Below are 12541 nucleotides of genomic sequence, written 5' to 3' on the forward strand. Positions count from 1 at the left end.
GAATACTTTTTTAACTACAACTTCTTACCAAGCAAATAATCCTACAAATCCTGCAGTCATTAATGACACTAGAACACCTGCAAGTAATAACATTGGCACGTATTGTGATACGAAGTCTGATGTTTTTTTATCAACAATACCTTTTAAAGTACCTATAATCATACCAATTGTTGAGAAGTTCGCGAATGATATCAAGAATGTCGTAATGACAGCACGTCTATGAGGAGAATAAGAATCTATTACATCTTTAATTTGACCCATTACCACAAACTCATTGGTTACAATTTTTTTCGCCATTTGTTGAGCTACGATCCATGCTTCATCCCACGGTAAACCAAGCAGTAATGCGAATGGATACATGAATGTACCTAATATTTGATCTAAGCCAAAGCTTCCTTTAAGACCTGCCCAACCACCTATAAGACCTGTAAGCAAGTTGATAAAGCGATCGATTAAATCAGAAAGTGCTACAAAACTGATGACGAATGCAACGATAATTAAAATTAATTTACCTGCATTTAATACTGAATCTCCCAAGAATGAGAAGAATGGTTGACGCTCTATTTCATCATTTCGAATACTGTAAATAATATCTTCTTTTTCCTCTACAGATACAGGATTTAAAATTGAGGACACAATAATCGCATTGATAATATTTAATGGTATTGCTGTCAATACTAAATCACCCGGCACCATCGACACATATGCGCCCACAATCGCACCTGATATCGAACTCATCGACATCATTGCAATCGTTAGGACACGAGTTTCTTTCATTCGTTTCAATTGTTCATTTGATACTGCAAGTGCCTCAGTATTACCTAAAAACATCATTTCAATCCCAAAGAATGATTCGAATTTAGGTTGGCGCGTAATTTTAGCTAATACCCAGCCAATTGCACCAATCACTTTTGGTAATATATTGAAATACATCAAAATATCAAATAAAGGAACAACTAATAATATAGGAAATAACGCACTTACTGCCATATCCATTGCGCCAGGTTCTACCCAACTCGCAAAAGCGAAGCCAGTCCCTGCATGGGCAGAATCAATCACCCAAGAAATCCCATTTGCTAAGCCTTGTACAGCCGTTTTTCCCCAAGTAAATGACATAAAGAACCAAGCTAAGAATAAGTTTAAAACGACTAATATCCCAATCGACTTCCATTGGATATTTTTTTTGTTTCTAGAAAATAGTACAGCAAGTCCTAAGAAAACAAATAATCCAATTATGTTGATCACTAAAAACATAATACACCCACCATTCCTTTTTAAATCAATGATAACAATGAACTTCTAAAGTAACTTGTTGCTATGTATTGGAATAATTAAAGCAAACACATTACGCGGTTGCTAAACTAAATAATTGCACATTTATAACAATCCTTAATGTGTTTACTTTTATATTACTTATCCCTTTTTAGTTAATTCACTTATTTATAAATTTAAAGATATACTTCTCAAGTCATTGTTTCTTAATAATGCACAATAATTATAGCATGTATGGACTTTATATAAAATAACAATTTTATAGTTCGATTATGGCAGTGAAAAATATAAATCCAAAAGATAAATGTCCGTGTTTTTTGTGAAAGCGAATACATAAGCGTTGTTTTCAAACGCGATTTTCACTTTTTACTATTTTGATAAATTTTGTGTGCGTACAAATTGTTGATATTTTTCGTGATTCTCTATTAATTCTTGATGAGTTCCTCTACCTGTAACTTCGCCACCATCAATAAAGATAATTTGTTCTGCTTTTTTAATAGTAGAAAGTCTATGTGCAATAACAACTGTCGTACGATTTTCCATCAGTTCTTCTAAGGCATCCTGAATTTTACGTTCACTTTCACTATCTAAATTGGCAGTAGCTTCATCCAGTAATAAAATATCTGGATTTTTAACAAAGCTTCGTGCAATATCTATACGTTGACGCTGCCCACCAGATAATTTCAAGCCACGTTCTCCCACTATCGTATCGTAGCCATCATCAAATTGTTCGATAAACTCATGGCAATTGGCTAAGTGTGCATAATGGATTAACTCATCCTCTGTTACTTCACGGTTGATACCATACAAAATATTATCTTTAATCGTACCATTCATTAACGCGTTAGATTGCATAACGTAACCTATTTTCTCACGCCAATCTCCTAGCGAGATATCGTAAATAGATTTACCACCATATGTAATGTGACCACCTTCAATTTCATACATACGCTCTATAATATTAAAGATTGTACTTTTACCTGACCCTGATGGCCCAACGAACGCCGTTACTTTGTTTGGTGGTATATCGAAAGAGATATTTGAAAGTATCGGTTTAACCCCATATTTAAAATCAACATTCGTAAATGTTAGGCTACCATCAATGATTTTACTTCCTTGATTTGACTCCAATGGTTCAGTAGGTTCTTCCATAATTTCATATATACGACTACTAGCACCTACAGCTCTCTTATAATCTGTTACTAAAGTAGATAAATTAATGAGTGGCGCAGAAAGTTGAATAACATAGAAGATCATTGCAATTAATGTTCCGGCTGTAATCGCACCAGTAGAAATTCTAATCGCACCAAAACCTAAAATAATGGCTACTGTAAGTAACATGATTACACCAGATATAGGCTGGATGATAGCTGTAATTTTCGCTTGTTTTAAACCTAAAAAATAAATTTCTTTTAAATTTTTATGCGCATTATCTAATTCAAGTTTTTCAGTGCTGGATATTTTAACTAAACGCATTTCTGTTAATACACGACCAAGTAAGCCACTGAAGTTAGCAATTTCTGATTGAGTCTTTTTAGATATATTTTGCATCACCTTACCTAAAGGTATCATGATAAGAATGAATATTGGAATTGTGATAAAAGTTAATAATGTCATTTGCCAATCCATTATAAAAAGCATAATTAACGAGCCTATAATCGTTAATACAGAAGGTAATAGATTAGGTAATTTACGTGATATAAATTCATTTATTACTTTAGTGTCATCTGTTAAACGACTCATTAATTGACCACTTTCGTTTTGATCAAAAAATGGCATTTTCAAATGAATAATGTGTCGCCATAGAACTGAGCGAATGGCATAAATGGTTTTTTCACCAATCTTACTTAATAAATATAAACCTAAACCACTTAATAACGCATTTATGATAAATATAGCTATAAATGCGGCAATGAACATCCAGTTAATATCTTCAAAAGAAAATTCATCAACAAGTTTACCAGTGAAAAAAGGAACAAGTAGGCCTGTGATACTACCTAATGAAGAAATTGTTACAGCAATTACAATCAGCCCCACTGGCCAAGATAATTTTTTAAATAAGTAAAACAATGGATTCTCTTGCTTCATGTTAATTACCTCTTCTAAAATTATTTTGAAATTCAGTTACTATTTGATGAAAGTGAGCAATTCAACATCATAGTAATACAGATATCACGCATACAAATCCACACAACTATATTTCATACAATCATTTTTCTATAGCACAACAAGGCTAAACAGCATTGTCTTAACATTTTATTATTGCCTTAAATGTGCTAAGATATTTCTATTGCACTAAAACTGAATATATTAAGAGGGAATGTAATTATGAGAAAGTTAATTCTAACAATCATAACTGTACTTTTCGTTGGTACAATTATAACACCTTTTGCCGATGCAGAAACAATAACACCTACGCAAGCGACAAACCAATACGGTCAAAGTATTTCCGACGACTACCAGCCAGAAGGTGCAGTTAATGTTGCTCAAACAGGTCAAATTCTTTATCAGTATCAGATGAATAAAAATTGGTATCCTGCTTCAATGACCAAACTGATGACGATGTACCTCACACTTGATGCAGTCAAAAAGGGAAAGTTATCTTTAGATGATACTGTAAAAATTACAGAAGATCATTATCGAATGTCCACTTTACCAAAAATCAGCAACACGAAACTATACCCAGGTGAGACATACACAATCAAGGAATTGCTTCAAATAACAGTCTCAAACTCTAGTAATGCTGCGGCACTCATTTTAGCAAAAAAAGTTTCTGGTAATACTTCAGATTTTACAAAAACAATGAATGAAAAAGCAAAATCTCTAGGTATGAAAAACACTCATTTCGTTAACCCAACAGGTGCAGAAAATAATCTGTTAAAAGATTTTGCACCAGAGAAATATAAAAACGAAGTGAGTTCTACATCAACAGCGAAAGATTTTGCTATTTTATCACAACGTGTAGTTCAAGATACACCAAAAATCTTACACTTTACAAAACAACTTGCACCTACACAACACAGCGTTACCTATTACACTTTCAATCATTCTCTTGAAGGTGCTGATATGAGTTTAGAAGGTACTGACGGTTTGAAAACCGGTTCAAGTGATATCGCAGACTACAACCACACAATTACAACCGAACGTGATGGTTTTAGAATTAATCAGGCTATCATGGGTGCTGGTAATTATAAGTCCCTCGGCGGGGAGAAAGAACGTAATAAGATTGGGAACGCCTTGATGAATATGTCCTTTGATCAATATAAACGTGAAAAAATATTATCTAAAGGAGAACAAGAAATTAATGGCGATACGTATTATGTAGAAAAAGATCTTTATGATGTGTTACCAAAAGAGTTTGATAAAAATGATTACAAACTCGTGGTGGACAATGGCAAAATACACGTTGATTACGATCGAGGATTTATTTCTGATAAATATGGTCCACCTACAGTAAGTGTGAAAAAACCACTCGTTCATAAAACAACTACAGTTGTAAAATCATCATGGGATGAACATCCCATACTCACATTATTAGGTACGGTCTTAATCATCACTGCACTAGCAATTATTTTTTATCTAATTATAGATAAATTTAGAAAAAAATCAAAACGTAAATAATTAAGTTTTGATCGTTGAATAGCACTGCTCCTATTCAATACATTCTACTTAAAACCACTTCCATTAATTCGATTCAAAATGAATTGATATGAAAGTGGTTTTTTTATTATAAAAACCCAAGTCATCTCAGTTTTGTGTAAACACAAAAACGAGATGACTTGGGTTTGTGAACTTTAATATTCAGTTTAAAAAAGTGATGACTTCGATATAAAATCAACATCAAACTCACTTTATTTTTCTGCATCACCATAAAGTTCTTTTTTAATTTTAGTTGTTGAGATACCTTCTGTACGATTTAAGTAAATGACTTCACATTTCTCTTTCAAGAAATCAAATTCACCTTCCCAATCGTGACCCATAACGAATGTATCTATTTCATAACGGTCAACATCTATTTCTTTTTGACCCCAACCGCCTTCTGGAATGACTAAGTCAACGTAACGAATTGATTCTAACATCATCTTACGTTGTTCGTAATTGTAATATGATTTTTTATTTTTCACACGATTGAACTCATCTGTTGATAATGCTACAACTAAGTAATCGCCCATTTCTCTGGCTCTTCTCAATAATTCTATATGTCCATAATGTAATAAATCATACGTACCATAAGTAATAACACGTTTCATAAGTATATGCTCCCTTTACAGAATATTAATTTAAAATTTACATTTTTAAAAATTATAGCATATTGCTCAAAAGTTTACGAATTCTATCATTTTTTAGCGTTTTAAATAATATTTTAATTTCATCTTTCCTCTTAACTTTGCACGCTTTGGAAGTACTTCTACTTTAAAACGATAATAATTAGGTCTGCCAATTCCAACGCTTAAAAGTGTTTCTCTCCATTGTTGATAGAGTACTTTATTCCATTTTTTACTTCCTTGCTCAACCACTTTAATAATTCTAAACATAGCTTTACCAGAGTAATCTGTTTTTTGCATCGTTTTGATATATGTTGTTACAATATCTAATAAGTTTTTAGTGATTACATTATTTTTTTCGATATATGCTTGTAGTAAATAACTTACTATTAATTCGTCCATACGATAACTATAATATGTTCTTTCATCTTTGGATGACAACATATCCATTACACGTGTTCTCACTTTTAAGGCATCTAACATGTAAGATTCAAACTGCTCTGCACGTTGATTTGTAACAGATCCTTCTACTTCATTATATCCATATACAATGTTGGGCAATAATTGAATTTTTCTTGCCTTTTTATACGCTGTTATAATAAAACAATGTTCTTCGCAAAAAACAACATCTTCATCAAATTTTAAATCAGCAAATTGTGCACTAAACATCTTCCCACCTGGACCAATTGACTGCATGATATCAGGGCATTGTGCTAATTCTACCTTTTCTAGCTTTTGAATCTCTTGATGCGTATATATTGGTTGCCACTCACCATATTTCCCTTTCGCTATTTGACCTAAAACGATATCCACATCTTCCATTTTTTGGTAAAAATCTGCCATAAAGTCAATTCTACTCGTTAAAAATTCATCATCAGCATCTAAAAACATAAATACGTCACCAGTCACATGCGCAAGCCCTTTATTTCTACTTGCAGCTGCACCTTTGTTCTCCTGGTTAATTAGCGTAATATTTTTGTACTCTTTTTGTAGTTGCTCTAGAACTGTTTTACTCTCATCGATAGAGCCATCATTGATACAGATAATTTCATAATTTTGTTTCGTATCTACCGATGCAATCGCTCTACGAATTGTGTTTGCTGCGTTATATACAGGAATAATTATTGATATTTTCATAGTTTCACCATTTTCTCTATATAGTGAATGACTTGCGTTAAACTATCTTTCGTATTGTATTCATGCCACGCTTCAAATAATGGCGACGATACGATACTATTTTCTTGTAGTTTACGCACTAACTCATCCTCACTATAAGCTTTATGTTGAGCGGGTATGTCATAGTAAAATGAATTCAAACCGCGTTCCTTTTCATATTCTTTCTCATCGTATACATAAAATAATGTAGGTTTATCCATAATACTTGCCTCAATTGCCAACGAACTATAATCACTTATAATCACATCTGCCATAATCATAAGAGAATGCAAGTTTATCTTTGTTTGATTATCGCTTGCTATAGAAGGATGTAATTTACTCAATAAAGTATAGTTTGGTAAAGTAGTTTCAAAATTTACTTTATCAATATTACGGTTAGATTGCTTATATTCTCTATATGTCGGCACATATATTGCTACTTTTCCTTCTATACCATATTGTTGCTTAAGCTCTTGCTGTCTTTTTTCAACGTTTAATAATGTATAAGGTACCAATCTTGGCAAACCTGTTTTTAAAAACTGTTCATCTTCAGCTTCAAATGCATCTTTAAAACAAGTGACCATAGGTTCTCCACCCACTAAATATTTATCTGTAGCTTGATAAACCTTTTTATACTGATTGACCATTGATTTATTCGATAAATCTACTTGATGGTCTTGGAGTCCAAAATTTTTCAGTGCACCAGCAGCGTGCCACGTTTGAATTATAGTCTGCTGCTTTTTCTTCTTGAAACCACCAAACATTAAATAATACGTATCTATTATAACCACCTTGGCTGTACTTAAAGCTTTAATATGATGAAATACTTGTTTATTACCTGCAGGTAGAAATGTCACATTTTCAAACTGTTGTATATATTTTCTATTTTCTTCTTTACCTATTACTGTAATTTTATATAATTTTCTATTTAGTGCTTCTACAATGGGCAATACATCTTCTGCAAATGTCATCATAAACACGATATGATTATTCTTTAACTTTTTTTTACTATAAATCAAATTTAACAAGCTAATAATAAACATATAAAGCTTTTTGATTATCTGTCTCACAAATTCCACCGCCAATTTAAATTTCTAATCCTATTGTTAACATTATATCTGTCTTACACTAAAAATTATAGAAAAATCCTTTAACAACTATTTAAGTCATTAAAGGATTTATATCAGTTCAAATAATATGAATTAGTATTTTAAAATTTCAAACTACATAAAGTCTGCGAAATGATCTCTATAACGCATATGCATAATAGCACCTATTACAAATAAGAAGATAATAATAAACATGTTGTAAAGCGTTAGTTCCCAATGTGTAATAAAGTACCATTCTTTATGTAATACTGCAGAACGATATGCTTCTGCAAGATAATATATAGGATTTAATTTCATTACATCTTTTACAATGCCTTCTGGTGGCACAATCAAAATAGAAGATGCAAAGAATACCATTCTCATCAATGCTTGAATCGCTTGTTGTGTATCTTTAACAAGTACACCAAGCGTTGAAGTAAATAGTGCAATTGCTGTTGTAAGAATTAGTGCAAATGGCACGTATAAAAACAGCTGCAACGTATAAATCGTAGGATAGTAACCTGCTAACATACACAATAAAATCACTACAACAAGTAACGCAAGATGTCCATAGAATCTACTCATTACAATATACGATGGGATAATCGACAGTGGAAAATTCATTTTTGCCACTTGATTATATTTAGTCGCTATTGATTTTGTACCTTCTAATATACCTTGGTTAACAAAGAACCACATGCTAATACCTACAAGTAACCAATAAATAAATGGTACACCATCCACCGGGCCATTATTTCTAATTCCCAAACCAAACACGAACCAATAAACCATAATCTGCATTGCTGGATTAATCAGTTCCCAGGCCGTGCCTAAATAGTTATTTGTATTAGTGATTTTCATTTGGAACTGAGCCAATCTTTGAATAAGATAGAAATTTTTAAAATGCTCTCTAAAAACTACCCATACTGCATTCATTTTAATAAACCACACTTTCAATCGATTTACCTTATCACACTTCATTTGCGATATTACACTTAAATTTAATATACGCTTTATTATCTATCTTAACAACTTTCATTTACTATCGTAAATCAGAATAGCTAAAAAGTGCTATAAATGATATATTTTTGTATACTAAGTGATGTAACAACGTTAATGCAAATGAGATATAAGCTATCGTAACTTTATATTTTTCATTAATTTATCTTTATAGTTGATTTTATAACGTAAGTTCAGTAAAATTTAACAACTGTATAAAACTTCACTTCGTTAAATTGTACTCACTTACTTTACAATAGGTTTATAAATTTAACAACTAATATAATATATAATATACTAATAGTAACTGTAAATAAGGAAGGTAAAATTATGAATGTATCGGTTGACATTAAAAATGTAACTAAAGAATATCGTATTTATCGTAATAACAAAGAACGCTTAAAGGATGTCCTTCTTCCTTTTCATGAGAATAAAACTTTTTACGCCCTAAATGACTTGTCTATAACAGCTCACGAAGGTGATGTCATTGGCCTTGTTGGTATCAACGGTTCTGGAAAATCTACACTAAGTAATATGATTGGTGGATCATTATCTCCTACAAGTGGCGGTATCAAACGTGAAGGTGATGTAAGTGTGATTGCTATTAACGCAGGGTTAAACGGCCAATTAACAGGTGTTGAAAACATCGAATTCAAAATGTTATGCATGGGCTTTACTAGAAAAGAAATCAAAGAATTAACACCTGAAATCATTGAATTCAGTGAACTTGGAGAATTTATTTATCAACCCGTCAAAAAATATTCTAGTGGTATGCGTGCAAAATTAGGCTTTTCTATCAATATCACTACTAATCCAGATATTCTAGTAATTGATGAAGCTTTATCGGTTGGTGATCAAACGTTCGCTCAAAAATGTTTAGATAAAATATTCGAATACAAAAAGCAAGGTAAAACTATTTTCTTTGTAAGTCATAATATGAAACAAGTTCGTGATTTTTGCACTAAGATTGCTTGGATTGAAGCAGGTAAACTTAAAGAATTTGGTGAATTAGACGACGTATTACCTGAATATGAAAAATTCTTGAATGATTTTAAGAAACGTTCTAAAGCAGATCAAAAGAAATTCAGAAGCGATTTAGATAATTCTAGGTTTGTAGTTAAATAACACTAAAATTACTACTGATGTCATGTAAAAAAAGCGTAAATTGCAGTGAATTTAAACTGCAGTTTACGCTCTTTTTACTTCTTGCGCGTTTCTTTAATTACTTTAAATACAAATCGAGGTATTGATTTCATTCTTCCTAAGCGTTTCCAATCTATAATCAGACGATAAACCCACTCTAAATTCAAGCGTCTAAATAATTCAGGCGCTCTTTTTTTCGTGCCACTAAACACTTCTATTGAGCCACCTACGCCCATCAATACTGTTTGAGTAAAAGCATTCATGTGCCGTTCAATCCAGTGTTCTTGTCTAGGATATCCCATCCCTACAAAAACATAATCAGGATTAAATGAGGTTACTTGTCTTAATACCATTTCATCTGTTAAATCGAAAAAACCATGATGAAAGTCAAAGTTAATGTTTGGATACTTTTGTACTAAATTTTGTTGTGCTTTGGTAACAATTTCCTTCTTAGCACCTAGTAAAAACACCTTCTGATAATTTGCATTAGCAATTTTCAAGCATTCTTCCATCAGTTCAATGCCAGGTACACGTTCTTTCAAGGGAGTTCTAAGTAACTTAGAAGCTTTTACAACGCCAGTACCGTCCGGGATAACATAATTCGCACTATTAATTAAATTACGATATGTAATATCGTCCGTAGCATAATCTACTATTTCTGGGTTTGCAGTAACAATAAATAAATTTTCTGGACTATTGGATAAGAAAAATTGTTTAACATTCTCTCGCATGTCCTCTAAAGTAACATTATCAAAATATACTGATAAGACGTTTACTTTATTTAATTTGTTGCTCTCCGTCATTGTTGGTAATCTCCTAACTCAAAATACATCAAATGTAATTTAACGTTTAATTATTATTGTAATATTAACACATTACGCGTTTTACAGATATTTTAAAACTGTTCTTACTTTTATTCTTGTAATATACATCAAAAGTCTAAATGCTTTCTTGTCTAAATTACTTTATACTATAGATTATGCTATGACAACCTTACTTCTTTGATGAATATAAGATTGTTGAAATATTAAATCGAGGTAATCATATGACAAAAATACATGCATTTTTCAGTTCAGCTATTCAGCTCAATTTATACTGGGTTATGATTATAGCTCTACTGTATATAATTATTCATAATTATCGTAATAAACCGATAAACCGAATTTTAGATATTTATTTAAATTACATTCCTGTATTAACACATGAATTTGGACACATTTTATTCAATAAATTAAGTGGTGGGAAAGCCAAAGATTTAGTTATCGTTGCATCACCTACTGAACGTATTGCTACATCGCAACAAGGATTTGCTGTGACACAATCAAAAAGTCGCTTCGGTCAATCTATCACTACATTTGGTGGTTATATCATGCCACCACTCATGTTATTTTTAGGTTTCTTAGCTATTGAGTTTCAATACCCTAGTTTATTTATAAGTGCGTACTTAATTATATTTATTTATTTTTTAATACTGACCTCAAGAAAGATACTGCCAATCTTCATGGTTATTTTACTTATTGCATTGCTCTATTTTTTATTCCGAAGTGATAATCAATTGATGATATTTTACATTGTAAGCCTTACAGCTCACTTTATATTGGGTGTCTTATTAGGTGAAGTCTTGCAATCTTCAGTCACTATTTTCAAACTGAACTTTTCACAACAATCTGTATCTTGGGATGGCAGTACTTTAAAAGAGTTAACACATGTCCCCACCTTTATTTACAGCTTTATATGGATAGCGATTAATGTCTTCACAATTTATCAATTATTTCATGGATACTTATTTACTTAATCACTTAGCTTGAGAAGATGTTTCTAACGTCTACTTCAAGCTTTTTTATTTTTCTCAAACAAAAAAGTGGATGCTAAAAGCTATCCACTCCAGAAATACCATTTATTTTTCAGCGTAAATATGTGCTGCATTATCATAGCTTAAAATTGTCACATTTTCGTCTTTTTGGACAATAATCACTTTGTTTGTATCATCTTTATTAATGATTTTAATTTCTTCGTCAATTAATATATCTTTACTTGATAAATATATTAGTAATTCAGTCCGATCACGGACACGTTTAATCGTTACCTTATCATTAGCCTCGAATGAAAGCAAATTCGTGGTATAAAGTTCCTTGTACTTACTATCACGTGGTATCACACCACCGTGAGGACAAGTGATTGGATAATTCAATAATTTATCCAACCGTTCTACAAACAAATTGGATACTTTATGCTCTAAAACTTCTGCTTCTTGATGTACTTCTTCCCAATTATATTTCAATATTTTTATTAAAAACAATTCAATTAAACGATGACGCTTAATAATGTCCAGCGTGTACGTCAAACCTTTATCTGAAAGTTGCACACCTTTGTATGGTTTTGTTTCAACATACCCAGTTTTTTCTAAACGGTGAACCATTTCACTGACTGAAGGTGGTTTGATGTTTAAATATTGGGATAGTGTCTTATTTGAAACAAAAAAATGATCGCCATTGTGCGTTAAAATCGCCTTTAAATAGTCTTCTTTTTCTTCAGTTAGCATTATCTCACCTCTCAACTCATTCGCTTCATTGTATCACGAATCGACTTGACACGCTAAATCTTCATGGTATATTATAA

General features: G+C 31.8%; 11 protein-coding genes. 3 read left to right on the plus strand and 8 right to left on the minus strand.

Translation table 11 applies throughout. The features are described from left to right. Positions 1–24: 24 nt before the first annotated feature. On the minus strand, positions 25–1254 hold the full coding sequence (locus tag ACA31_RS08715) for a NupC/NupG family nucleoside CNT transporter (RefSeq protein WP_057512940.1): 1230 nt from the start codon (positions 1252–1254) through the stop codon (positions 25–27). Positions 1255–1641: 387 nt separating this feature from the next. Then, the gene (locus ACA31_RS08720) at positions 1642–3360 is read right to left on the minus strand and encodes an ABC transporter ATP-binding protein (RefSeq protein WP_057512941.1); all 1719 of its coding nucleotides are present in this window, start codon (positions 3358–3360) and stop codon (positions 1642–1644) included. Positions 3361–3600: 240 nt separating this feature from the next. Here ACA31_RS08720 and pbp4 point away from each other — a divergent pair, with 240 nt between their 5' ends. Beyond that, on the plus strand, positions 3601–4893 hold the full coding sequence (gene pbp4 / locus ACA31_RS08725; RefSeq protein WP_057512942.1) for a penicillin-binding protein PBP4: 1293 nt from the start codon (positions 3601–3603) through the stop codon (positions 4891–4893). Between the two features lie 230 nt (positions 4894–5123). Here pbp4 and tagD read toward each other — a convergent pair whose 3' ends face one another. The 4 genes from tagD to ACA31_RS08745 all read right to left on the minus strand — a co-directional run bounded on the left by tagD (position 5124) and on the right by ACA31_RS08745 (position 8716). Next, on the minus strand, positions 5124–5522 hold the full coding sequence (tagD, locus tag ACA31_RS08730) for a glycerol-3-phosphate cytidylyltransferase (RefSeq protein ID WP_021339380.1): 399 nt from the start codon (positions 5520–5522) through the stop codon (positions 5124–5126). A 93-nt stretch (positions 5523–5615) separates the two neighbouring features. Continuing rightward, positions 5616–6674 carry a glycosyltransferase family 2 protein gene (locus ACA31_RS08735; protein WP_057512943.1) on the minus strand — a complete coding sequence of 353 codons (1059 nt, stop codon included), beginning with the start codon at positions 6672–6674 and terminating at the stop codon, positions 5616–5618. Continuing rightward, complete coding sequence (tarB, locus tag ACA31_RS08740; RefSeq protein WP_057512944.1) at positions 6671–7762, minus strand: teichoic acid glycerol-phosphate primase TarB; 1092 nt, start codon at positions 7760–7762, stop codon at positions 6671–6673. Before tarB ends, ACA31_RS08735 begins: the two co-directional genes overlap by 4 nt. 153 nt (positions 7763–7915) lie before the next feature. After that, a complete protein-coding gene (locus ACA31_RS08745; RefSeq protein WP_057512945.1) occupies positions 7916–8716 on the minus strand; it encodes an ABC transporter permease in 801 nt (266 codons plus the stop codon). 393 nt (positions 8717–9109) lie between these two features. On the opposite strand from ACA31_RS08745, the gene tagH reads away from it, so the two are divergent. Then, the gene (gene tagH, locus ACA31_RS08750) at positions 9110–9904 is read left to right on the plus strand and encodes a teichoic acids export ABC transporter ATP-binding subunit TagH (protein WP_057512946.1); all 795 of its coding nucleotides are present in this window, start codon (positions 9110–9112) and stop codon (positions 9902–9904) included. Between the two features lie 74 nt (positions 9905–9978). Here tagH and tarA read toward each other — a convergent pair whose 3' ends face one another. Continuing rightward, entirely contained in the window at positions 9979–10725 is a 747-nt protein-coding gene (gene tarA / locus ACA31_RS08755; protein ID WP_057512947.1) for an N-acetylglucosaminyldiphosphoundecaprenol N-acetyl-beta-D-mannosaminyltransferase TarA, read from the minus strand. A gap of 242 nt (positions 10726–10967) precedes the next feature. On the opposite strand from tarA, the gene ACA31_RS08760 reads away from it, so the two are divergent. Continuing rightward, positions 10968–11717, plus strand: coding sequence for a M50 family metallopeptidase (locus ACA31_RS08760; protein ID WP_057512948.1), 750 nt, complete (start codon positions 10968–10970; stop codon positions 11715–11717). Between the two features lie 102 nt (positions 11718–11819). On the opposite strand, the gene ACA31_RS08765 is transcribed toward ACA31_RS08760, so the two are convergent. Beyond that, positions 11820–12464: a metal-dependent transcriptional regulator gene (locus ACA31_RS08765; protein ID WP_057512949.1), complete on the minus strand. Its 645-nt coding sequence runs from the start codon at positions 12462–12464 to the stop codon at positions 11820–11822. Positions 12465–12541: the final 77 nt, after the last annotated feature.

The organism is Staphylococcus sp. NAM3COL9, assembly GCF_001431205.1.
Taxonomy (GTDB): domain Bacteria; phylum Bacillota; class Bacilli; order Staphylococcales; family Staphylococcaceae; genus Staphylococcus.